Raw genomic sequence first — 22,276 nt, 5'->3', positions numbered from 1 at the left:
CGCAGGTCAGCCCTTGCGGGTCTTGACCTCTTCGGTCAGCTGCGGGACGACGTCGAAGAGGTCGCCGACCACGCCGTAGTCGACGAGGTCGAAGATCGGGGCCTCGGCGTCCTTGTTGATGGCGACGATCGTCTTCGAGGTCTGCATGCCCGCGCGGTGCTGGATCGCGCCGGAGATGCCGGACGCGATGTACAGCTGCGGCGAGACCGACTTGCCGGTCTGGCCGACCTGGTTGGAGTGCGGGTACCAGCCGGCGTCGACGGCGGCGCGCGAGGCGCCGACGGCCGCACCGAGGGAGTCGGCGAGCGCCTCGATGATCGCGAAGTTCTCGGCGCCGTTGACGCCGCGGCCGCCGGAGACCACGATCGCGGCCTCGGTCAGCTCGGGGCGGCCGGTCGACTCGCGCGGGGTGCGCGCGGTCACCTTGGTGCCGGTGGCCAGCGCGCCGAAGGAGACCGCGAGGGCCTCCACCGCGCCGGCGGCCGGGGCGGCCTCGACGGGGGCCGAGTTCGGCTTGACCGTGATGACCGGGGTGCCCTTGGAGACGCGGGACTTGGTGGTGAAGGAGGCGGCGAACGCGGACTGCGTCGCGACCGGGCCCTCGTCACCGGCCTCCAGGTCCACGGCGTCGGTGATGAGGCCGGAGCCGATGCGGACCGCGAGGCGGGCCGCGACCTCCTTGCCCTCGGCGGAGGACGGGACGAGCACGGCGGCCGGGGACACGGACTCGTACGCGGCCTGAAGGGCGTCGACCTTCGGGACGACGAGGTAGTCGGCGAACTCGGGGGCGTCGGCCGTGAGGACCTTCACCGCGCCGTGCTCGGCGAGGACGGCCGCGGTGTCGGCGGCGCCGTTGCCCAGCGCGACGGCGACCGGCTCGCCGATGCGGCGGGCGAGGGTCAGCAGCTCCAGGGTGGGCTTGCGGACGGCTCCGTCGACGTGGTCGACGTAGACGAGAATCTCAGCCATGGGACTTCAATCTCCTGCGAACGAAAGGGACGGTCTGAGGGGCTCGCGCGAGCCTTAGATGAACTTCTGGCTCACGAGGAACTCGGCGAGCTGCTTGCCGCCCTCGCCCTCGTCCTTGACGATCGTGCCCGCGGTGCGCGCCGGGCGCTCGGCGGCGGAGTCGACGGCGGTCCAGGCGCCGGCGAGGCCGACCTCGTCCGCGTCGATGTCCAGGTCGTCCAGCTCCAGGGACTCCACCGGCTTCTTCTTGGCGGCCATGATGCCCTTGAAGGACGGGTAGCGCGCCTCGCCCGACTGGTCGGTCACGGACACGACGGCCGGGAGGGACGCCTCCAGCTGCTCGGAGGCGGAGTCGCCGTCACGGCGGCCGGTGACCTTGCCGTCCTCGATCTTGACCTCGGAGAGCAGGGTGACCTGCGGGACGCCCAGGCGCTCCGCGAGGATGGCCGGGAGGACACCCATGGTGCCGTCGGTGGAGGCCATGCCGGCGATGACGACGTCGTAGCCGGTCTTCTCGATCGCCTTGGCGAGCACGAGCGAGGTGCCCATGACGTCGGTGCCGTGCAGGTCGTCGTCCTCGACGTGGACGGCCTTGTCCGCACCCATGGAGAGCGCCTTGCGGAGCGCGTCCTTGGCGTCCTCGGGGCCGACCGTGAGCACGGTGACCTCGGCGTCGTCCGCCTCCTCGGCGATCTGCAGGGCCTGCTCCACCGCGTACTCGTCGAGCTCCGACAGCAGGCCGTCGACGTCGTCGCGGTCGACCGTCAGGTCGTCGGCGAACTTCCGGTCTCCGGTCGCGTCGGGCACGTACTTCACACAGACAACGATCCTCAAGCTCACGCCGGCTCTCCTACTGCATCGTCATAACTGGGCTGCCTTGTTGCTCGCAGCATAGGCGCCTGAAGGGCGGGTTTCCGGTCGGGGCGCCGGACGCCCCCACCGGAATATTACTCGTCAGTACACCCAGTTTGTTACCAGTAAGCAAGCGCTCAGGCGTGTGATCTGCCCAACGCGCGGAGAGCGGCGCGTACGGGAACCCTCAGTCGCGCAGCGCGTTGAAGCGGCCGTGGTGGTAGAGGAGGGGCCGACCCGCCCCGTCCGGGTCGCCCGCGACCGCCTGCGCGATGACGATCCGGTGGTCACCGGCCGGCACGCGGGCCACCACGCGGCACACCAGCCAGGCCAGGACGCCGTCGAGCACCGGCACGCCCTCGGGGCCCACGCTCCAGCGGGTGTCCTCGCCGAACCGGTCGGCGCCGCTGCGGGCGAAGGTGGAGGCGAGCTCCTGCTGGTGTTCGCCGAGTATGTGCACGCCGATGAACTCGGCCTCGGCCAGCACCGGCCAGCTGGAGGAGGAGGTGCCCACGCCGAAGGAGACCAGCGGGGGTTCGGCGGCGACGGAGTTCAGCGAGGTCGCGGTGAAGCCGACGGGGCGCTCGCCGTGCGCGGTGATCACGGCCACACCGGCGGCGTGGCGGCGGAAGACGGAGCGGAGCAGATCGGGAGATGCCTGCCGGGGTGCGCCGATCGTGGGAACGGAACGGAGCTCGGGCGAAACCGTCATGGAATTGTCCTTCTGCGAGGGCGGCATGAGAGGAGTCGTGGGGTGTTCAGACACCCGGACAGCGCGCGCTCGCGTTGCGGGCCAGGTCCACGTGGACGCGGCCGTAGAGAAGGAGTTCTAGGGGCACTCCGTCAGGGTGACGATCGTTGCGGGGTGCAGTCAAGCGTGTACCGCAATATGGGAGAAGCGTCACCGCACGGGATGCGTCATGTTCAAGGGTTCCCGAGCACCTGTCGCGACCCCCGGATCCGTCAGGTCCGAGCACCCCTCGGCGATGCCCTCGCGCGCACCGGCGTGGCGGAGCGTCAGACCGCCTGCCCCAGCGCGGCGATGACGTCCGCGCGACGGGGCTGCCCCGCGGCCCGGCGGACCACACGGCCCGCTCCGTCGAGGACGAGGACGGTCGGGGTACGGGAGATGCCCAGCTCACGCACGAGATCGAGGCGCTCCTCGGCGTCGATCTCCACGTGCCCCACGCCCGGCACCATGGCGGCGACCTCGGCGAGGGTGCGGCGGGTGGCCCGGCAGGGCTGACAGAAGGCGGTGGAGAACTGCACGAGCGTGGCCCGCTCCCCCAGTTCGGCGCCGAGCGCCTCCGGCCCCAGGATCTCGCCCATCCGTCACTCCTTCCGCACCCGTCTCCGGCTCCAGCGTCGCACGGCACCGTTCGATTCCCGCCACGGCCACCGCGAGTGACGAGAATCTCCCCGTGCGAAGCCGCCTGGACTGGTCACGGGGCCCCACATGGGGCACGATCTGCCCAAAGCCGAAAACCTACGGCCGCGTAACTTCGCCGGGAGAACCCGCTCCGGGCACACGAAGAAGAGGTTCCTCTCCGATGGCAGAACTCGTCTATCGACCGGTCGTCGGTGCCGCGCTCACCCTGTTCAAGGCGCTCGACCTGAAGATCGACACCCAGGGTTCGGAGCACATCCCGCGCACCGGCGGCGCCGTGCTGGTGAGCAACCACATCAGCTATCTGGACTTCATCTTCACCGGCCTCGCGGCCCTGCCGCAGAAGCGCCTGGTGCGCTTCATGGCGAAGGACTCGGTCTTCCGGCACAAGGTCTCCGGCCCGCTCATGCGTGGCATGAAGCACATCCCCGTCGACCGCTCCCAGGGCGAGCACGCCTACCGCCACGCCCTGGAGTCGCTGCGGGCCGGCGAGATCGTCGGCGTCTTCCCCGAGGCCACCATCTCCCAGTCGTTCACGCTGAAGGGCTTCAAGACGGGCGCGGCGCGCCTGGCGCAGGAGGCGGGGGTGCCGCTGATCCCCATGGCCCTGTGGGGCACCCAGCGACTGTGGACCAAGGGCCGCCCGCGGAACTTCAAGCGGAGCCACATCCCGGTGACGATCCGGGTGGGCGAGCCCGTCGAGGCGCCGGCCGACCAGTACGCGGGCGCCATCACCCGACGGCTGCGCGAGCGGGTCCAGGAGCTCCTGGAAGCCGCTCAGCGCGCCTACCCGGTCCGCCCCAAGGACGCGGACGACACCTGGTGGATCCCCGCCCACCTCGGCGGTACGGCCCCGACGCCGGCCCAGGTCAAGGAAGCGGGCTGACCCGACCGCTCCCACGGCACCCCCGGCGCCGCGGCTCCCGGGGTCACCGTTCCGGGGGTCACGGCTCCGGGGGTCACAGCTCCGTGGGGAGGGTCCGCCAGAGGTGGGCCCGGTCGGGCGCGGCCCTGAGGGCTCCCAGGACGGCCGGGTGCGGCTCGGCGAACAGGTCCGGGTAGTCCACCTCCCCGAACTCCGGACGCACGGCCCAGGCGAGCCGCTCCCCCGCCGGCGAGAACCGGGCGTCGACGCCCGGTTTGTTCCCCCGCACGTCCTGGCGGGCCCATTCCCCTCCCGGCAGCAGGACGGCGACGAGGCCGTGGAGGACGGGGTGCGAGCCGTCGTCGTCGGCGAGCCGCTGGTAGCAGAGGGCGGCCGGGATGCCCCGGGCCCGCAGGAGGGCGGCGTACGCGATCGACTTGGCGTAGCAGATGCCGGTGCGCTGCCCCAGGACGTCGGAGGCGCGCCAGGTGACCCGGAGGTCGCCGGAGTCCGCGGAGTGCGGGATGGTGTCGCGGACGAACACATAGGCCGCCTCTGCGTATGAGTATGCGTCGGGATGCTCCGCGGAGAGCCGGTCGGACACGCTCCTGACCTGCGGGTGCGCATGATCGACGGACTCGCTCGCGGCGAGGTAGGCGGCGATGTCGGGATCCCGCTGAATGAGTTCCATGCGGGACGACCCTATGAAGACGGCCGGACGGAGTCAATGACTTTCCGTCCGGCCGTATATTCATGCATGACGTCGAACTACCGGGCGAGCTCTTCCTTCAGCGCCTGGAGGAAGGCGTCGACGTCGTCCTCCGTGGTGTCGAAGGCGCACATCCAGCGCACGTCGCCGGCGGCCTCGTCCCAGAAGTAGAATCGGAAGCGTTCCTGCAGACGCCTGGTGACGTCGTGCGACAGCCGGGCGAAGACCGCGTTGGCCTGCACCGGGTAGAGGATCTCCACCCCGTCGACCTCGCGCACCCCGGCCGCGAGACGCCGCGCCATCGCGTTCGCGTGCCGGGCGTTGCGCAGCCACAGGTCCTTCGCGAGGAGCGCCTCCAGCTGCACCGAGACGAAGCGCATCTTCGAGGCGAGCTGCATGGACAGCTTGCGCAGGTGCTTCATGTGGCTGACCGCATCGGGGTTGAGCACGACGACGGCCTCGCCGAAGAGCATGCCGTTCTTCGTGCCTCCGTACGAGATCACGTCCACGCCCACGGCGTTGGTGAAGGCGCGCATCGGCACGTCGAGGGAGGCGGCCGCGTTGGCGATCCGCGCCCCGTCGAGATGCACCTTCATGCCCTTGGAGTGGGCGTGCTCGACGATCGCCCGGATCTCCTCGACCGTGTAGACCGTGCCCAGCTCGGTGTTCTGGGTGATCGAGACGACCTGCGGCATCGCGCGGTGCTCGTCCTCCCAGCCCCATGCCTGCCGGTCGATCAGCTCGGGCGTGAGCTTGCCGTCCGGGGTCGGCACGGTGAGCAGCTTGAGGCCGCCCATCCGCTCCGGCGCGCCGCCCTCGTCCACGTTGATGTGGGCGGACTCGGCGCAGATCACGGCGCCCCAGCGGTCGGTGAGCGCCTGGAGGGCGGTCACGTTCGCGCCGGTGCCGTTGAAGACCGGGAACGCCTCGGCCGTGGGGCCGAAGTGGCTGTGCATGATCCGCTGGAGGTGGTCGGTGTACGCGTCCTCGCCGTAGGCGACCTGATGGCCGTCGTTGGCGAGGGCGAGTGCGGCGAGCACCTCCGGGTGGGCGCCGGCGTAGTTGTCGCTGGCGAAGCCCCGGACCGACGGGTCGTGGTGACGACGTGCGTCGGTCCTGGGGCCGAGGGCCGCTGTCACGGCTTGGGGGTCAGCCACAGACGCTGTCCATTCACTTCCTGGGCGGGCTTGTCCCACAGACCGGCGATCTCGTCGGCCAGATCCTTGACGTCGGTGAAGCCCGCGAACTTCGCGCTGGGGCGCTCGGCGCGCATGGCGTCGTGCACCAGCGCCTTGATCACCAGGATCGCAGCCGCCGCCTGCGGGCCTTCGTCGCCCCCCAGCTTGCGGAAGGAGTCGGCCATGGCGAGCGTCCACGCCTCGGCGGCCGCCTTGCCGGCGTTGTACGCGGCGTTGTTGGCGAGCGGCTTGTGGGCGCCGACCTGGCTGACCAGGGCGTAGCGGCCACGGCCGCCGCTGCGCAGCAGTCCGTCGTGGAAGGCGAGCGAGGTGTGCTGGACCGTGCGGATCAGGAGCTTCTCCAGGAAGTCCCAGTCCCCGAGGTCGGACTCGGTGAAGGACGGGGCTCCGCGCCAGCCGCCGACGAGGTGGACCACGCCGTCGATCCGGCCGAATTCCTTCTCGGTCTTCGCGGCCCAGTCACGCGTGGCGGCGAGGTCGAGGAGGTCGACGGTGTCCCCGATGACCTTGGCCCCGCCGTGGGCGTAGCGGGCGGCGTCGACGGCCTCGGCGAGGCGTGCCGGGTCCGCGTCGGAGCCGACGACGGTGGCGCCGGCCTCGGCGAGGCGGATCAGGGTCGCGCGGCCCGCGGGACCGGCCGCGCCGGCGACCGCGATGACGGCGCCGTCCAGCGGCCCGCCGTTTCCGTTGGCGTTCATGGGCGACGCCTCCTCCGTGTGCTCCGTCGACTCGCTCACGCGGCGACCCGCCCAGAGACGTCGGCGGCGGTGATCCCCTTGGTGTCGGCGATCACGCCCTTCAGCTTCTTGGCGAGGGCCTCAAAGAACATGCTGAGCGGAAACTCGTCCGGAAGCACGTCGTCGACCAGCTTGCGCGGCGGGAGGGAGAGGTCCAGGGCGTCGGGACCCTTGGCCCACTTCGATCCCGGGTGCGGGGCGAGGTAGGTGGAGACGAGCTCGTACGCCTTGAACCAGTGGACGAGCTTGGGCCGGTCGATTCCCTCGCGGTAGAGGGTCTCGATCTCGGCGCAGAGCTGGTTGGTGACCTGCGGGGCGCGCTGCCAGTCGATCTTGAGGGTGTTGTCCGTCCAGCGGACCACGTCGTGCTTGTGGAGGTACGCGAAGAGGAGCTGGCCGCCGAGACCGTCGTAGTTGCGGACGCGGTCGCCGGAGAGCGGGAAGCGGAACATCCGGTCGAAGAGGACGGCGTACTGCACGTCACGGCCGTGCGGGTTGCCCTCGGACTCCAGCTTCACGGCCTCCTTGAAGGCGGTGAGGTCGCAGCGGAGCTCCTCCAGGCCGTACATCCAGAACGGCTGGCGCTGCTTGATCATGAAGGGGTCGAAGGGCAGGTCGCCGTGGCTGTGGGTGCGGTCGTGGACCATGTCCCAGAGCACGAACGCCTGCTCGCAGCGGGTCTGGTCCTCGACCATCGCGGCGATGTCCTCGGGCAGCTTGATGCCCAGGGTGTCGACGGCGGCCTCGGTGACCTTGCGGAAGCGGGCGGCCTCGCGGTCGCAGAAGATGCCGCCCCAGCTGAAGCGCTCGGGCGCCTCGCGGACGGCGATCGTCTCGGGGAAGAGGACGGCCGAGTTGGTGTCGTACCCGGCGGTGAAGTCCTCGAAGGTGATGCCGCAGAAGAGCGGGTTGTCGTAGCGGGTGCGCTCCAGCTCGGAGAGCCACTCCGGCCAGACCATGCGCAGCACGACGGCCTCGAAGTTGCGGTCCGGGTTGCCGTTCTGCGTGTACATCGGGAAGAGCACGAGGTGCTGGAGCCCGTCGACGCGGTCGGCGGCCGGCTGGAAGGCCAGCAGCGAGTCCAGGAAGTCCGGGACCTCGAAGCCGCCCTCGGCCCACTTGCGCAGGTCGGAGACGAGCGCGCGGTGGTAGGCGCCGTCGTGCGGGACCAGCGGGGAGAGCAGCTCCACCGCGGCGACGACGCGGCCGACGGTCAGCTCGACGAGGGAGCGCGCGGGCGCGCCCTCGCCGTCGAGGTCGACGGAGCCGTCGGCGCGCTGCCAGGCCCTGATCTCCTCCACGGCATTCTTGAGCTCGGGCCAGGCAGGGTGGTCGATCACCCGGGCGTCGGCGGCTATGCCCCCACCGGTCACGTCCTGCACAAGAATTTCCGTCATTCCTCTTCCTCCACAGGAGAACCTCGCGTCAAGCCACCGTAACCATTCACGGTTCTTCACCACAAGGGGAGCAAGAGAAATTATCCTGCCGGACCCCCCTGCCGACGGAAGTTTTTCCTGTCAGGCAGGGAGGAGGCCACGCTTCCGCCGCAGGGATCAGTCCAGTGGCTTGATCAGCAGCTCGAACTCCAGGTCGTCACGCTGCGGCACGCCGAAGCGCTCGTCGCCGTACGGGAACGGGGTCATCCGGCCGGTGCGCCGGTAGCCGCGCCGCTCGTACCAGGCGATGAGCTCCTCGCGTACGGAGATCACCGTCATGTGCATCTCGCGGACGTCCCACAGCTCGCGCACCCGGCGCTCGGCCTCCGCGATGATCTGCTTGCCCAGACCGCCGCCCTGGAGCTCGGGGCGGACCGCGAACATGCCGAAGTACGCGGCCTCGCCGCGGTGCTCCAGCTGGCAGCAGGCGACGACGCCCCCGTCGCGCTCCACGACCAGCAGCCGGCTGCCGGGGGTGGTGATGACGGCGGCCACGCCGTCGGGGTCGGTCCGCTGCCCCTGGAGGATGTCCGCCTCCGTGGTCCAGCCGCCGCGGCTGGCGTCACCCCGGTAGGCCGACTCGACGAGCGGGACGAGCGCGGGAACGTCGTCCAGGACCGCCTCTCGATAGCTGATCCGGCCGGACTCCTGGGACGTGGCGGTCTCCATGTGAGCGGGACTCCCCTCGGGCGCTGACGCCTGTGCGCTGACGATCGCCGTGCGCGATCGTCCCGAGCCTAACGCGCGCGCCCTTCACTCCCCCTCGTACATCCGTGCGCGCCCGTGCGCCCGCGTGCCGGTCCCGGTGGGCGGGCATCCTCCCCGGACGGGACGGCGTCGAGGGGGAGGTGTTCCGTGCACGGACCGGCCTTGTCCGGGTGGCTGCTGGTCGCGCTCTGCGCGGCGACCGGCCTGTCCTGTCTGCTCCGGATGCGGGCGTCCGCCGGGGAGGAGCGGCGGGCCGCGCGCGGCGAGGCGGTCATGGGCTTCGGGATGGCCGCCATGGCCGTGCCCGCGGCCGTCCTCCCGCCACCCGGCTGGAGCTGGGCGGTCTACGCGGCGGTCTTCGGCGGCGCGACCCTGCACGGCCTCCTGCCGCTCCGCCGCGGCGGCCACCATCTGCACCACGTGATCGGCTCGCTCGCCATGCTCTACATGGCGGTGGCGATGGCTGCCCCCGGCGCGCCGGGGGCGCACGCGGCGCACGCGGCCGTGACGGGACCGGCCGGCGGCATACCCGTCCTGACGGGCGCCCTGCTCCTCTACTACGCGGCCTACGTGCTGCGCGCGGGAACCCGGCTCGTCCCGGGAGCGGCCGTCGGCGGCGTTCCGGTCCGGGCATGGGCGGCGCGGCCGGAGTTCACGCTCGCCTGCCGGCTCGCGATGGCCCTCGCGACCCTGGCCATGCTCGTCACGCTCTGACCGCAAACGCCCCTGAGGGCCGGGCACGTCGGGGCGTACCCCCAACGAAACCGTGGCGTACGTCACTTGCCCCGCCAGGCCATACCCCCGGCCGTACCGCACTCATAGGCTGACGGCATGTGGGTCTCCCTCGCACTGCTCCTGCTCGGCGTCCTGACCGCCCTGGCGGCCCCTCGGCTGCTCTCGCGGGCCGACTGGGCGGAGCGAGAACCCGTGGTGGCCCTGTGGGTGTGGCAGTGCGTGGTGGCGGCCGTACTCCTCAGTTTCGCCCTCTCCATGACGCTCAGCGCCTCCACCGCCTGGCAGGCCGTCCGGGGCCGGCTCTTCGCCCCCGCGCCGCGCGCGGTGGTCGACGCGTACGAACTCGGCACCACCGGGCCCTGGTCCGGCGTCCTCGCCGTCGCCCTGGCGGCCGGCGGGGCGTGGTCCGGCGCGATGCTGGGCCGGGAGATCGGCCGGGCCCGCGCGCGGCGCCGGCAGCGCCGCTGCGACCTCCTCGTCCGCTCCCCGCTGCTGCCCGGCGAGGAGCCGGGCAGCGAACGGCTCGTGGTCCTGGAGGGCGAACGGGCCGACGTCTGGTGGCTGCCGGGCACCACGCCCCGGCTGGTCATCACCACCGCGGCGCTGCGGCGGCTGAAGGGGCGGCAGCTCGACGCGGTCCTCGCCCACGAACAGGGCCACGCGCGGGCCCGGCACGACTGGCTGCTGCACTGCTCGGCCGCGCTCGCCGAGGGGTTTCCCGGGATCCCGGTCTTCACCTCCTTCCGCGAGGAGATGCACCGGCTGGTCGAACTGGCCGCCGACGACGTCGCCTCGCGCCGCTTCGGCCGCCTGACCATCGCGCTCGCCCTCGTCGAACTCAACGAGGACCGCGGGGTGTTCGGCCCCGGACCCGGCCCGGACGGCGATCTGCCGCAGCGCGTGAACCGGCTGCTGACGGCCGCGCCCCGGCTCACCGCCGGACGCCGCCTGCGCCTCACCGCCGCCGCCTCCCTGGTCCCCGTCGTCCCGGTGCTCGTCGCGTTCGTGCCGGCGCTCAGCGCGCTGGGCTAGGGGATGTCGTGTCGATCGGGCCGGGCTCGCGACGGCCGGCACCGCGTCTGATCGACGGGACGCTCCCCGGCGACCTGACCGCCGCGGGTTCCCTCGGGCCTTCCGGGCACGCCCCACGCGCCTGCGGAGGCACTCCGGACGGCGTTCGACCCCACGGCTCCGCGTCCGGGCGGCCGTTCCGCGGCGCGCGGGGCGTGCGCGGAGGGTCCGTGGAGCCGGTCCGTCGGGCAGGATCGGCGCATGCGCACCTCCGCCGTGGTCTCCGGCGCCCTGTCCGTCCTGCTGCTCGCCCTCGTCGCGACGGAGTGGCCACCGCTGCTCGCGTTCGACCGGTCGGTCGCCACCACGCTGCACCGAAGCGCCCTCGCCCACCCGGGGTTCACCCACCTCAACCGGGTGCTCACCGACTGGGTGTGGGACCCGTGGACGATGCGCGCGGTGGCCGCCGCCACCGTGGTCCTGCTCTGCTCCCGGCGCGCGTTCCGGCTCGCCCTGTGGGTGGCGGTCACGACCCTGGTGGCCGTCGGCCTCCAGCAGGGGATGAAGGCGCTGGTGGGCCGCGAGCGGCCGGAGTGGACCGTCCCGGTCGACTCGGCACGCTACGCCGCCTTCCCGTCCGGGCACGCGATGGCGGCGACGGTGACCTGCGGACTGGTCCTCTGGGTGCTGGCGCTCCACTGGCGGGCCGAGTGGCGCGGCTGGGGCGTCATCGCGGGCGCCGCGGTCGTCTCGGTCCTCGGCGTCGGATGGACGCGGGTCTACCTGGGGGTGCACTGGCCCTCGGACGTCGTCGAGGGATGGCTCCTCGGCTGGTGCTGCGTGGCCGCGGCCGTCCTCACGTACCGGTGGAGCGAGACCCGGACGACGCGGGCCGCGGCGGGGAACGGGCCGTCCGGCGGCGGTGCGCCCGGAAGGGCCACCGGCGGCAGCAGGCCGCCCGGCGAGGACCCGCCCGGCGGCCCGGCGGACGGGCTCGGAACGGAGGGGAGGAAATGATGCCGCCTGTTCTGGACGATCCCCCGTGTCGCCCAGAACAGACGGCATGCCCGACAGCCCACCACACAGGCGGGCCGACCGGCTGCGCCGAGTATATTGGCTGGCAGCCAGTCAACGCAGGAGCCCAGCATGTCCCCGCGTAGCCCATCGGTCAATGAAGAGCTCAGACGACGGTCCCGGGAGCGCATTCTGCAGGCCACGGTGGACCTGGTCGGCACGAAGGGCTACGAGGCGACCACGCTCGGCGACATAGCGGAGCGGGCCGGCACGGCGCGCGGCCTCATCTCGTACTACTTCCCGGGCAAGCGCGAGCTGCTGCAGGCGGCGGTGCACCGGCTGATGCACCTCACGCTGGAGGCGGGGCTCGAACGCGAGCCGCGCACGGAGGACGGGCGCGAGCGGCTGGCCCGCGCGATCGACGCGATCCTGGGCCTGGCGGCGACGCGGCCGACGCTGATGCGGACCCACATGGCGGGCATCCTGCAGGCCGACGGGTTCGTGCAGTGCCAGGAGCAGCAGCGCCTCGCGTTCCTGCTGCGGGACACGGTCACGCGGTACGGCTCGCCGGACGTCGACACGGACTATCCGCTGCTGCGCGCGCTGCTGATGGGCGCCGTGGTGGCGGTGCTTCTGCCGGGGGCCCCGATGCCCCTGGCGCGGCTGCGGGCGGAGCTGTTCCACCGGTACGGGCTGGACTGGGAGATGGGTGTGCCGCCGGACGGAGGTCCGCCCGGCGGCACGCCGGCGCTCGGGCCGTCAGCGGGCCCTCACGGTCCGGGTCAGTCGAAGTAGTCCGGCTGGGTCTGGACGTTGAGCTCGTCCAGCCGGATGCGCTTCGCGGGGTCGGTTCGACGGTCGGAGATCTTGAGGACGTCGAAGCCCTTGGCGATGTCGTTGGAGTAGATGTAGCCGTTGTAGTAGTACGCGGACCACGAGCCGCCGGTGGCGAGGGTGGTCGCGGAGACCGGGCCGCGCTCGAAGTAGGCGATCTCCGTCGGGCGGGAGGAGTCGGTGAAGTCCCAGACGGAGACACCGCCCTGGTACCACGCCTGGACCATGATGTCCTTGCCCTTGACCGGGATCAGCGAGCCGTTGTGGGCGACGCAGTTCTCGGTGTCGGCCTGGTGGCGCGGGATCTTGAAGTAGCTGCGGAAGACGAGCTTGCGGTGCTTGCCCTTGCCGACGATGTCGTAGATGCCGTCGGCACCGCGGTTCGGGCCGACCACGGCGTTGCAGGTGGCCGCGCCGCCGCCGCCGAGCTCGTCGGTGAAGACGACCTTGTTCGCCTTCTGGTTGAAGGTCGCGGAGTGCCAGAACGCGAAGTTCACATTGTCCTGGACCCGGTCGATCACGCGCGGGTGCTCGGGGTCCTCGATGTCGAAGAGGATGCCGTCACCCATGCACGCGCCGGCCGCGAGGTCCTTCTCCGGGAGCACGGTGATGTCGTGGCAGCCGGTGGTCTTGGAGACACCCGGGTTGGTGGGCGCGCCCGGGTTTCCGCCGCCGTCCGGGCCCTCGCCCGGGAAGAGGACGGGGAAGTCGACGACCGCGGCCTTCTCCGGCGCCTTGCGGGGCACCTTGATGACCGAGATGCCGTCGTGCGGGGGCTGGCAGTCGGGGAACGCGACGTTGGGCGAGTACGAGGAGACGTAGATGTACACGTCCTTGCGCTTCGGCAGGATCGTGTGGGTGTGCGAACCGCAGGCGGTCTCGACGGCGGCGACGTACTTCGGGTTGGTGATGTCGCTGATGTCGAAGATCTTCATGCCCTCCCAGGATTCCTTCACCGAGGCGGGCTGCGTGGTGCTGGCGCAGGAGTTGTCGCTTCGGGAGGAGTCCGTGGAGAGGAAGAGCAGGTCCCCGGAGACGGAGATGTCGTTCTGGGAGCCCGGGCAGAGGACCTGGGCGACGGTCTTCGGGGCCTTCGGGTTGCTGATGTCGAAGATCCGGAAGCCGTCGTAGTTGCCGGCGAAGGCGTACTTGCCCTGGAACGCGAGGTCCGAGTTGATGCCCTGGAGGGCGTCCTTCGGGATGTTGACGAGGTGCTCGATGTTCTTGCTGTGGACGATCTCGTCCACGCCGGGTATCTCGCCGCTCCGGATGGCGGAGCGCGCCTCGGCCGCCTGCTCGGCGGAGACCTTGCCCTGCGCGGGCGCGTCACCGGGGTCGGGCGTGGCGGCCGCGGGGCCTGCCACGAGCATGGCGGCGAGCAGTCCGGCGGCGGCCGATGCCACGCCCAGGCGTCTGATCCGTGCACGCGGGTCACGCGTGCCGTGCGTCGTACGCGGGGTACGCAACGAAGTCACTCCGTCCTCCCTGGTATCCGTTCAGTCCTGAACGGGTGTTGGACCCCGGCAGTATCTTCCTTGCCGTGCACATCTCAACAGATGGCAACACAGACGTAATGAAGGATTTTGATCGACCACCCCGAGAAAAGTGCTAGGAACGGTCCTTGTCCCCGTAAGAACACCTGGAGGTCGCGTTGTTGATCCGTCGTCAGCGTGCTGCCGTCGCCGCACTCGTGTCCGCCGTCGCCGTACTCGCCCTGGCCGCCTGCGAGTCGGGGCCGGACCAGGCCGCGCCGCAGGCCGCGGGGTCGACCGCGAACACGGTGGTGGCGCCCGGGAAGCCCGGGGAACCGGCCCGGCGGATATCCCCGGAGGAGGCCGCCCGCCTCCTTCCGGACGAGAGCCCGAACAGCGCCGACTTCCGCTATGTACAGATGATGCTCGTCCACCACCGCCAGGCCCTGACCATGACGGCCCTCGTCCCGCAGCGGGCGAGTTCGCCGCAGGTCAAGAAGGTGGCCGAGCGGATCTCGGCTGCCCAGCAGCCGGAGATCGGCGCGATGGAAGGTTGGCTGAAAAACAACGGCGGTCCGCGGGAGCAGAGCGGCCACGACCATCACACGATGCCCGGCATGGCCTCCGAGGCCCAGCTGAAGGAGCTGGCGAACGCGAAGGGCAAGGCTTTCGACGCGCTCTTCCTGAAGCTCATGATCACGCACCACCAGGGCGCCGTGACGATGGCGGCGGAGGCTCTGGGCGAGGGGAACAACACCCTCGTGGAGGAGATGGCCAACGACGTGATCGCGCAGCAGACCTCGGAGATCAACCGGATGCGGTCGCTGTAGCAGCCGTCGGGGCGGGGTCGCGGGGGGCGAGCGGTCCGGAGGTCAGGACGCCCCGGCCCCGCCCCCGCTCCCGCCGTCGCGGGCCGCCTGGGCGCCGGCCGCCGCCAGGACGGCGTCCAGGAGGCCGGGGAACAGGGCGTCGAGGTCGTCCCCGCGCAGGGCGTTGAGCTTGGCCGTGCCGCGGTACATCTGGCGGATCACGCCGCTCTCGCGCAGCACCCGGAAGTGGTGCGTCGTCGTCGACTTGGTGACCGGGAGGTCGAAGTACGAGCAGCTCAACTCCGCCCCCTCGCGCGCCATGTCACGCACGATCAGCAGGCGCACCGGGTCCGCGAGCGCGTGCAGCACGGCCTCCAGGCGGATCTCGTCGCGCGTGGGGTGCTCCAGGGCGCGGGCGCTGGTGGTGGTGGTCGTCATCGCGGCGGCTCCACTTCATCCGGGTGCGCCCATTGTACGAGAACCCTCGTAGTTTGACAGGTGCCGTACTACGATGAGTATCGTACGAGTGTCGTCGAGGCACCCCGAAACGGAGTCCGTCATGAGCGTCGCCCTGTTCGAGCCCTACACCCTGCGTTCCCTGACCGTGCCCAACCGGGTCTGGATGGCGCCCATGTGCCAGTACTCCGCGGACACGACCGGGCCCCTCGCGGGTGTCGCCGGCGACTGGCACTTCGCCCATTACGCCGCCCGTGCCACCGGCGGCGCCGGGCTCGTCCTCGTCGAGGCGACCGCCGTCTCACCCGAGGGCCGGATCAGCCCGGCGGACCTGGGGCTGTGGAACGACGCCCAGACCGAGGGCCTGCGGCGGATCGCCGGCTTCCTCAAGGAGCACGGCACCGTCCCCGGCATCCAGATCGGCCACGCCGGCCGCAAGGCGTCCACCGACCGCCCGTGGGAGGGCCGCGGCCCCGTCGCACCGGGCGGTCCCGGCTGGCAGCCCGTCGGCCCCAGCCCGGTGGCGTTCGCCGAGGGCTACCCGGTGCCGACCGAGCTGACGGCGGAGGGCATCCGGGAGATCACCGCCCAATTCGCCGACGCGGCCCGCCGGGCCCTCGACGCGGGCTTCGAGGTCGTCGAGGTGCACGGCGCCCACGGCTACCTCATCGGCGAGTTCCTCTCCCCGCACAGCAACCGCCGCACGGACGAGTACGGCGGCCCCTTCGAGAACCGGACCCGGCTCGCCCTGGAGGTCGTCGACGCCGTGCGGGCCGTGTGGCCCGAGGAGCTGCCCGTCTTCTTCCGCATCTCCGCCACCGACTGGCTGGAGGAGGAAGGCTGGACGGTCGACGAGACCGTGCGCTTCGCCGCGCTGCTGCGCGACCACGGCGTGGACCTCCTCGACGTCTCCAGCGGCGGCAACGGCGGACCGGCCCGGATCCCGGTGGGCCCCGGCTACCAGGTGCCCTTCGCCGCGCGCGTCAAGGCGGAGACCGGGCTTCCGGTGGCCGCCGTCGGCCTCATCACCGAGAGCGGGCAGGCGGAGAGGATCCTCGCCGACGGCGAGGCCGACGCGGTCCTGCTCGGCCGGGAGCTGCTGCGCGACGCCTCCTGGCCCCGCCGCGCCGCCCGCGAACTGGGCGCCCGGACCCACGCGCCCTCTCCCTACGCCTGGGCCATCTGACCCGGACGGGACGCGGTCCGGACCGCCGGCCGCCTGCGCGCGGCAGGCGTCCGCACCCTCCGTGACCGGGGGCGGGTGTGTCCGGGGGCCGTTGTCAGTGGGCGGGTGCAGACTGGCCCCTATCCGCGACAACGGCGTCCTGGAGGTGGCAGACATGCCCGACGTACTCCTCACCGTAGGCACCCGCAAGGGGCTCTTCATCGGCCGCAGGCACGACGGACGATGGGAGTTCGACGATCCCGGCTTCCCCGCCCAGGCGGTCTACTCGGTCGCCATCGACACCCGGCGGCCCACCCCGCGCCTGCTCGTGGGCGGCGACAGCTCCCACTGGGGGCCGTCCGTCTTCCACTCCGACGACCTCGGCAAGACCTGGACGGAGCCGGCCCGGCCCGCCGTGAAGTTCCCCGAGGACACCGGCGCCTCCCTGGAGCGCGTCTGGCAGCTCCACCCGGCCCCCGACCACTCCCCCGACGTCGTCTACGCGGGAACCGAACCCGCCGCGCTCTTCCGGTCGGCGGACCGCGGGGAGTCCTTCGAGCTCGTCCGGCCGCTGTGGGAGCACCCGACCCGCTCCCGGTGGGTGCCCGGCGGGGGCGGCGAGGCCGTCCACACCGTCGTCACCGACCCCCGCGACCCGGACGCGCTGACGGTCGCCGTCTCCACCGCCGGCGTCTTCCGCTCCCACGACGGCGGGGCCGCCTGGGAGCCCTCCAACCACGGCGTGTCCGCCGTCTTCCTGCCCGACCCGAACCCCGAGTTCGGGCAGTGCGTCCACAAGATCGCCCAGGACGCCGCCGACCGCGACCGGCTCTACCTCCAGAACCACTGGGGCGTCTTCCGCAGCGACGACGCGGGCGGCAGCTGGTCCGACATCGGCACCGGCCTCCCCTCCGACTTCGGCTTCGCCGTCGCCGCGCACCCCCACCGTGCCGACACCGCCTACGTCTTCCCCATCACCGCCGACTCCGACCGCGTCCCCGCCGACCACCGCTGCCGCGTCTACCGCACCACCGACGCGGGAGCCACCTGGGAACCCCTCACCCGCGGCCTCCCCGAGGGCGACCACTACGGCACCGTGCTCCGCGACGCCCTCTGCACGGACGACGCGGACCCCGCGGGCGTCTACTTCGGCAACCGCAACGGCGAGGTGTACGCGAGCGACGACGACGGCGACACCTGGCGGCAGCTCGCCGAACACCTCCCGGACGTCCTGTGCGTGCGGGCGGCGGTGATCTGAGCGGAGCTCCCCGCGGACGGATCCCGCTCTCGGCGCGAGCGGTTCAGCGGCACAGCTCAATGACGGTGGTCCCGAAGTCGGGGAACTCCCGCGCGGCCGCCGCGATGACCGCCGGTGCCGACGCCCGGCGGTCCGGGGCGTACCGCAGGACGACGGCCGTCAGGTCCTCGTGCGGCCGGGAGTCGGCGTCGGTGACGGGTCCGTAGGGGGAAGCCGCCTCGCAGGGGCCGAGACCGTCGGCGAGGAGCCGGAGGAAGGCGGCGAGGTCCGGGGCGACGACCGCCGCCTCGCCTTCGTTGCCGAGGAAGACGACCGGCTGTTTCCTGCGCACACGGTGGCGACCGTCAGGGCAGGCGCCAGTCGACGGGCTCGGCGCCCTGTTCCAGGAGGAGTTGGTTGGCCCGGCTGAAGGGGCGGGAGCCGAAGAAGCCGCGGTCGGCGGACATCGGGGAGGGGTGGACCGACTCGACCGCGGGAAGATCGCCCAGGAGCGGGCGGGCCCGGCGGGCGTCGCTGCCCCAGAGGATCGAGACGAGGGGCTTGCCGCGGGCCGCGAGGGCGCGGATGGCCTGCTCGGTCACCTCTTCCCAGCCCTTGCCCCGGTGGGCGGCGGGCTTGCGCGGGGCCGTGGTCAGCGCCCTGTTGAGGAGGAGGACTCCCTGGCGGGTCCAGGGGGTCAGGTCGCCGTTCGAGGGGCGGGGCAGACCCAGGTCGGTGTGCAGCTCCCGGAAGATGTTCTCCAGGCTGCCGGGGAGCGAGCGGACCTCGGGGGCCACCGAGAAGCTCAGCCCCATCGCCATGCCCGGTGTCGGATAGGGGTCCTGACCCACGATCAGGACCCGCACCTCGTCGAAGGGCTGCTGGAAGGCCCGCAGTACGTTCTGCCCGGACGGCAGGTACGTACGGCCCGCGGCGATCTCCGCCCGCAGGAAGTCGCCCATCGCCGCCACACGGCCCGCCACGGGGCCCAGGGCCTCCGCCCAGCCGGGCTCCACCAGTTCGTTCAAGGGTCGCGCTGTCACGGTCCGTCACTCTACCGGCCTACAGTGACAACGGGTCCGGATCACCGAGGAGGTCGGGAAGTCGGCACTGCCCACCCGCGGACCGGGCGGCACTCCGGACACGGCCGGGACACCCCCTAGACTCCGTGCACTCCCGACCCTTCGGCAGTGAGGACGGTGCACCGTGGATTCCGTGGACGAACACGCCGAGGGCCTGGTGGTGGGTGTCGACTCCGGCGGTTCGGGGCTCCGGATCGCGCTGGCCGACGCGACGGGCGGCGCGGTGCTCGGCACCGTCGCCTCGCGCGAGCCCGTGCGGACCGGGCCCGGCGGGATCTCCGCCGCGCACTTCCTGGAGCAGGTCCTGCCGGCCGTGCGGGAGCTCCTGGCGCCGCACGGAACGCGCCCGGTGCTCGCCGTGGCCGTCGGAGCCGCGGGCATGGCGACGCTGGGCGAGGAGCTGCGGGCCGAGCTGCCGGGGGCGTTCGCCGGGGCGTGGGGGGTGCGGCGGCTCGCGTTGGCGGCGGACGCCGTCACCGCGTACGCCGGGGCGCTCGGGCAGCATCCCGGCGCGGTCGTCGCGGGCGGGACGGGGATGATCGCGCTCGGCACGGATCTGGCGTCCTGGCGGCGGGCCGACGGCTGGGGCCATCTCCTCGGCGACTGCGGCAGCGGCGCCTGGATCGGCCGGGCCGGCCTGGAGGCGGCGATGCGCGCCCACGACGGGCGGCGGGGCGGCTCCGAGGCTCTGCTGGCCCGGGCGGAGAAGCTCTTCGGGCCCGCGGCGGGGCTGCCGGGCGCGCTCTACCCGCGGACGGACCGGCCCGCCGTGCTCGCGTCGTTCGCCCCCGAGGTGGGACGGTGCGCGGCGGACGACCCGGTGGCCGCCGGGATCCTCGGACGGGCCGCACGGCACGTCGCCGAGGCCGCCGAGGCCGTGTGTCCGGACGGACCGGACGCCCGGGTGGCGCTGACCGGCGGCCTCTTCAGGCTCGGCGACCCCTTGCTCGTCCCGCTGCGGGCCGCGCTCGCGGAGCTGGTCCCGCACGCCCGTACGGTGACCGCCGCGGGGGACCCGCTCGCCGGGGCCGTCGCCCTCGCCGCGGGGCTCGCCGGCGGCACGCTGCGGCTGCCGGAGGATCCCGCGCTGCTCCGCCTGTTCGGCGGCGAACCGGCGTAGGCGAGGCCCGGTGGCGCGCGGCGCGGCCGCGTCGGCCCGGGGCATCCGCCCAGGTGGGGACCGGTATGAGGGTGCGGAGCGGCTGGGAAAGGACGACCTGACCGGACATACAGGGGCAGAAGGCGCGCGACGGCACCTCAGCCGACGGCGCCGCGGACGAAACCAGTAGCATGCGGCGCCATGAGCTCCCCCACTGGGCCTGCTTCCGGCCTGCCTGTACGAATGCCTCGACCCCGCCAGTCCGGGCGGCACCGTCGCCCCGAACCCGCGGCGGCGCCCGAGGGCGCTCCCGCACTGGTTCTGGCCGTTCCCGGCGCGCCTTCCGCCGCCATACGCTCGCTGGCCGAAGAGGTCGTGAGCATCGCCCGTTCCGAGCTGCCCGGTCTGGAGGCCGTGATCGGCTTCCTCGACGGCGACGACGTCGAGTACCCCTCGCTGGCCTCCGTGCTGACGTCGGTCGACGCCCTGCGCACCCAGCGGTACGAGCTGGCCGTGGCCGCCGGCCGCGAGGTCGCCGCCCCCGCGGGTCCCGCCGCGGTCGTGGTCCCGCTCCTCGCGGGCCCGGACAGCGCCCACATGCGCCTGGTGCGCCAGGCCGTCATGGACGGCGGCAACACCGCCGAGCTGACCGACGTCCTCGGCCCCCACCCGCTGCTCGCCGAGGCGCTCCACGTGCGCCTCTCCGAAGCGGGTCTGGCGCGCGCCGACCGCGCCCGGCTGTTCACGGTCGCCACGGCTGCCGACGGCATCATCCTGGCCACGGTCGGCGGCGAGGAGGCCGTGCAGGCCGCCGGGATCACCGGCATGCTGCTCGCCGCGCGCCTCGCCGTGCCGGTGATGGCCGCCGCGCTGGACCAGGAGGGCTCGATCGCCTCCATCGCCGACCAGCTGCGCGCCGCCGGCGCCGAGCAGCTGGCCCTCGCGCCGCACCTGATCGGCCCGGAGCTGGCCGACGGCCTTCTCGACGTGGCGTCGAAGGAGGCCGGGTGCGCCGCCGCCGAACCGCTGGGCGCCTACCCGGCCATCGGCAAGCTCGTGCTCTCGCAGTACACGGCCGCGCTCGGCATCCCGACGCAGCAGGCGCAGGGCCCGTCGCTCTAGACGCCCCTCGACGCGCCTGTCGCGTCGCGCGTGGAAAGGGCCCGCACCGGACAGCCGGTGCGGGCCCTTCCGCGTGTCCGGCCGCCGCCGGTGGTCCGGTCGGGACCGCGCCGCCGCCTCCGGTGGCCCCGTCGGGGCCGGTGGTCCCGTCCGGAAGGTCCCGCCACCCCCCGCGGTGCCGACCCGGTCAGCCGAAGACGACGCAGGAGGCCGCGGGCGCCTCGACCGATCCGGCGCGGGCGGGGACGCCGCTCTCGGGGTCGAGGGTGAACCAGGTGACGTCGCCGGAGCGCTCGTTCGCCGCGTAGAGGTGCCGTCCGGACGGGGCGAGGGCGAGGTCGCGCGGCCAGGTGCCGCCGCAGGGCACGGTGGTGGCCAGCGCGGCGGAGGCGCCGTCCGCGTCGAGGGCGAGCACGGCGAGGGTGTCGTCGCCGCGGACCGCGACCCACAGGAAGCGCCCGTCGGGGGCGACGACGACCTCGGAGGGGTAGCTCGGCCCGGCGGCGCCCTCGGGGACCACGGCCGTCTCGCCGAGCGGTTCGAGCACGCCGTCCGCGGCGTCCCAGCGGCAGACGGTGAGGGTGGGCTCCAGCTCGTTCAGCACATAGGCGTGCGTGCCCGCCGGGTGGAACGCGAGATGGCGGGGGCCGGTGCCGGGGCGCAGCCGCGTCTCGCCGTGCAGGGTGAGCGCGCCGCTCACGGGGTCGAGGGCGCAGATCCGGACGGAGTCGGTGCCGAGGTCGACGCTGACGACCCAGCGGCCGCTGGGGTCGGGGAGCACCTGGTGGGCGTGCGGGCCGCGCTGGCGGTCGGCGACGGGGCCGCTGCCCTCGTGCGTCAGGACCGCCGCGGCGGCGCGCGCGGTGCCGTCCTCGGCCAGCGGCAGGGCGGTGACGCTGCCGGAGGTGTAGTTGGCGGTGAGGAGGTGGCCGCCGGCGAGCGCCAGGTGCGTGGGGGCCGCGCCGCCGACGGGGACGGGCGAGCCGAGCGGCAGGGGTACGGGGCCGGTGACGTCGAAGGCGGCCACCGCCCCGTCCCGGGTCTCGGAGACGGCGTGCAGCACGGGCCCGGCCAGGGCGAGGAACGAGGGGTCGGGAACGGCGTCGCTCGCCCCGGTCACGGTCAGCGCGCCGGTCTCCTCGTCCACATCGGCGGCGAGCACACCGCGCCCGCCGCCGGACGTGAACGAGCCGATGTAGGCCCGCGTCCCGCCCCGTACCGCCTCCGTGCCGCTGCCGCCCATGGCGCCTCCCCTGTGCCGGGGCCGGTCGCGCGCGACCGGCCCTCGTCGTCGTCCGTCGGGGCGACGGTAGCAGGCGGTCTAGACCAAAGCGGGTGGGGTGGGCGGGGCTTGCGGGGCCGGGCCGGTCGGTGGGCC

24 protein-coding genes are annotated in these 22,276 nt (G+C 72.9%); 10 read left to right on the top strand and 14 right to left on the bottom strand.

Annotated features, from left to right (window positions below):
* Nucleotides 1-6 precede the first annotated feature (6 nt).
* From AB0424_RS01075 to AB0424_RS01060, 4 genes are all read right to left on the bottom strand, one after another.
* Nucleotides 7-969 (bottom strand): electron transfer flavoprotein subunit alpha/FixB family protein, encoded by a 963-nt coding sequence (locus AB0424_RS01075; protein ID WP_366301189.1) that lies wholly within the window; start codon nucleotides 967-969, stop codon nucleotides 7-9.
* A gap of 54 nt (nucleotides 970-1,023) precedes the next feature.
* A complete protein-coding gene (locus AB0424_RS01070; RefSeq protein ID WP_366301187.1) occupies nucleotides 1,024-1,809 on the bottom strand; it encodes an electron transfer flavoprotein subunit beta/FixA family protein in 786 nt (261 codons plus the stop codon).
* 199 nt (nucleotides 1,810-2,008) lie between these two features.
* A complete protein-coding gene (locus AB0424_RS01065; protein ID WP_366301185.1) occupies nucleotides 2,009-2,533 on the bottom strand; it encodes a flavin reductase family protein in 525 nt (174 codons plus the stop codon).
* A gap of 305 nt (nucleotides 2,534-2,838) precedes the next feature.
* On the bottom strand, nucleotides 2,839-3,150 hold the full coding sequence (locus AB0424_RS01060; protein WP_366301184.1) for a thioredoxin family protein: 312 nt from the start codon (nucleotides 3,148-3,150) through the stop codon (nucleotides 2,839-2,841).
* Between the two features lie 221 nt (nucleotides 3,151-3,371).
* On the opposite strand from AB0424_RS01060, the gene AB0424_RS01055 reads away from it, so the two are divergent.
* On the top strand, nucleotides 3,372-4,094 hold the full coding sequence (locus AB0424_RS01055) for a lysophospholipid acyltransferase family protein (RefSeq protein ID WP_366301183.1): 723 nt from the start codon (nucleotides 3,372-3,374) through the stop codon (nucleotides 4,092-4,094).
* Nucleotides 4,095-4,167: 73 nt separating this feature from the next.
* Here AB0424_RS01055 and AB0424_RS01050 read toward each other — a convergent pair whose 3' ends face one another.
* From AB0424_RS01050 to AB0424_RS01030, 5 genes are all read right to left on the bottom strand, one after another.
* Nucleotides 4,168-4,764 carry a transglutaminase family protein gene (locus AB0424_RS01050; RefSeq protein ID WP_366301182.1) on the bottom strand — a complete coding sequence of 199 codons (597 nt, stop codon included), beginning with the start codon at nucleotides 4,762-4,764 and terminating at the stop codon, nucleotides 4,168-4,170.
* Nucleotides 4,765-4,841: 77 nt separating this feature from the next.
* Entirely contained in the window at nucleotides 4,842-5,921 is a 1,080-nt protein-coding gene (locus AB0424_RS01045; protein ID WP_366301841.1) for a low specificity L-threonine aldolase, read from the bottom strand.
* Nucleotides 5,918-6,679, bottom strand: a complete 762-nt coding sequence (locus AB0424_RS01040; protein WP_366301180.1) for an SDR family oxidoreductase — start codon at nucleotides 6,677-6,679, stop codon at nucleotides 5,918-5,920. Before AB0424_RS01040 ends, AB0424_RS01045 begins: the two co-directional genes overlap by 4 nt.
* A gap of 35 nt (nucleotides 6,680-6,714) precedes the next feature.
* Nucleotides 6,715-8,115, bottom strand: a complete 1,401-nt coding sequence (locus AB0424_RS01035; RefSeq protein WP_366301179.1) for a DUF6421 family protein — start codon at nucleotides 8,113-8,115, stop codon at nucleotides 6,715-6,717.
* A 156-nt stretch (nucleotides 8,116-8,271) separates the two neighbouring features.
* The gene (locus AB0424_RS01030) at nucleotides 8,272-8,823 is read right to left on the bottom strand and encodes a GNAT family N-acetyltransferase (protein WP_366301178.1); all 552 of its coding nucleotides are present in this window, start codon (nucleotides 8,821-8,823) and stop codon (nucleotides 8,272-8,274) included.
* Nucleotides 8,824-9,009: 186 nt separating this feature from the next.
* Between AB0424_RS01030 and AB0424_RS01025 the strand changes: the two genes are divergently transcribed.
* From AB0424_RS01025 to AB0424_RS01010, 4 genes are all read left to right on the top strand, one after another.
* Nucleotides 9,010-9,576 (top strand): DUF5134 domain-containing protein, encoded by a 567-nt coding sequence (locus AB0424_RS01025; RefSeq protein ID WP_366301176.1) that lies wholly within the window; start codon nucleotides 9,010-9,012, stop codon nucleotides 9,574-9,576.
* A gap of 117 nt (nucleotides 9,577-9,693) precedes the next feature.
* Nucleotides 9,694-10,629: a M56 family metallopeptidase gene (locus AB0424_RS01020; RefSeq protein ID WP_366301175.1), complete on the top strand. Its 936-nt coding sequence runs from the start codon at nucleotides 9,694-9,696 to the stop codon at nucleotides 10,627-10,629.
* A 240-nt stretch (nucleotides 10,630-10,869) separates the two neighbouring features.
* The gene (locus AB0424_RS01015; RefSeq protein ID WP_366301174.1) at nucleotides 10,870-11,625 is read left to right on the top strand and encodes a phosphatase PAP2 family protein; all 756 of its coding nucleotides are present in this window, start codon (nucleotides 10,870-10,872) and stop codon (nucleotides 11,623-11,625) included.
* A 129-nt stretch (nucleotides 11,626-11,754) separates the two neighbouring features.
* The gene (locus AB0424_RS01010; protein WP_366301173.1) at nucleotides 11,755-12,417 is read left to right on the top strand and encodes a helix-turn-helix domain-containing protein; all 663 of its coding nucleotides are present in this window, start codon (nucleotides 11,755-11,757) and stop codon (nucleotides 12,415-12,417) included.
* Here the strand turns inward: AB0424_RS01010 and AB0424_RS01005 are convergent.
* The gene (locus AB0424_RS01005; RefSeq protein ID WP_366301839.1) at nucleotides 12,405-13,826 is read right to left on the bottom strand and encodes a hypothetical protein; all 1,422 of its coding nucleotides are present in this window, start codon (nucleotides 13,824-13,826) and stop codon (nucleotides 12,405-12,407) included. The genes AB0424_RS01010 and AB0424_RS01005 overlap by 13 nt on opposite strands.
* A gap of 281 nt (nucleotides 13,827-14,107) precedes the next feature.
* Here AB0424_RS01005 and AB0424_RS01000 point away from each other — a divergent pair, with 281 nt between their 5' ends.
* A complete protein-coding gene (locus AB0424_RS01000) occupies nucleotides 14,108-14,758 on the top strand; it encodes a DUF305 domain-containing protein (RefSeq protein WP_366301172.1) in 651 nt (216 codons plus the stop codon).
* A gap of 42 nt (nucleotides 14,759-14,800) precedes the next feature.
* Here the strand turns inward: AB0424_RS01000 and AB0424_RS00995 are convergent, their stop codons facing one another.
* Nucleotides 14,801-15,175 (bottom strand): transcriptional regulator, encoded by a 375-nt coding sequence (locus AB0424_RS00995; protein ID WP_366301170.1) that lies wholly within the window; start codon nucleotides 15,173-15,175, stop codon nucleotides 14,801-14,803.
* A gap of 121 nt (nucleotides 15,176-15,296) precedes the next feature.
* Here AB0424_RS00995 and AB0424_RS00990 point away from each other — a divergent pair, with 121 nt between their 5' ends.
* A complete protein-coding gene (locus AB0424_RS00990) occupies nucleotides 15,297-16,379 on the top strand; it encodes an NADH:flavin oxidoreductase/NADH oxidase (RefSeq protein WP_366301168.1) in 1,083 nt (360 codons plus the stop codon).
* Nucleotides 16,380-16,533: 154 nt separating this feature from the next.
* Nucleotides 16,534-17,616 carry an exo-alpha-sialidase gene (locus AB0424_RS00985; protein WP_366301166.1) on the top strand — a complete coding sequence of 361 codons (1,083 nt, stop codon included), beginning with the start codon at nucleotides 16,534-16,536 and terminating at the stop codon, nucleotides 17,614-17,616.
* Nucleotides 17,617-17,659: 43 nt separating this feature from the next.
* Here the strand turns inward: AB0424_RS00985 and AB0424_RS00980 are convergent, their stop codons facing one another.
* Together AB0424_RS00980 and AB0424_RS00975 are read right to left on the bottom strand one after the other, a co-directional pair.
* Nucleotides 17,660-17,947 carry a hypothetical protein gene (locus AB0424_RS00980; RefSeq protein WP_366301164.1) on the bottom strand — a complete coding sequence of 96 codons (288 nt, stop codon included), beginning with the start codon at nucleotides 17,945-17,947 and terminating at the stop codon, nucleotides 17,660-17,662.
* A gap of 13 nt (nucleotides 17,948-17,960) precedes the next feature.
* On the bottom strand, nucleotides 17,961-18,638 hold the full coding sequence (locus tag AB0424_RS00975) for a uracil-DNA glycosylase (protein WP_366301163.1): 678 nt from the start codon (nucleotides 18,636-18,638) through the stop codon (nucleotides 17,961-17,963).
* Nucleotides 18,639-18,801: 163 nt separating this feature from the next.
* On the opposite strand from AB0424_RS00975, the gene AB0424_RS00970 reads away from it, so the two are divergent.
* Nucleotides 18,802-19,797, top strand: coding sequence for a BadF/BadG/BcrA/BcrD ATPase family protein (locus AB0424_RS00970; RefSeq protein ID WP_366301161.1), 996 nt, complete (start codon nucleotides 18,802-18,804; stop codon nucleotides 19,795-19,797).
* 180 nt (nucleotides 19,798-19,977) lie between these two features.
* On the top strand, nucleotides 19,978-20,898 hold the full coding sequence (locus tag AB0424_RS00965) for a hypothetical protein (protein ID WP_366301159.1): 921 nt from the start codon (nucleotides 19,978-19,980) through the stop codon (nucleotides 20,896-20,898).
* A gap of 187 nt (nucleotides 20,899-21,085) precedes the next feature.
* On the opposite strand, the gene AB0424_RS00960 is transcribed toward AB0424_RS00965, so the two are convergent.
* A complete protein-coding gene (locus tag AB0424_RS00960) occupies nucleotides 21,086-22,141 on the bottom strand; it encodes a lactonase family protein (protein ID WP_366301157.1) in 1,056 nt (351 codons plus the stop codon).
* Between the last annotated feature and the right edge of the window lie 135 nt (nucleotides 22,142-22,276).

The sequence above is a fragment of the Streptomyces sp. NPDC051180 genome (genome assembly GCF_040689545.1).
Taxonomy (GTDB): domain Bacteria; phylum Actinomycetota; class Actinomycetes; order Streptomycetales; family Streptomycetaceae; genus Streptomyces.
Note: the sequence above shows the minus strand (reverse complement) of the source record. Positions and strands in the feature narration are given on the sequence as shown.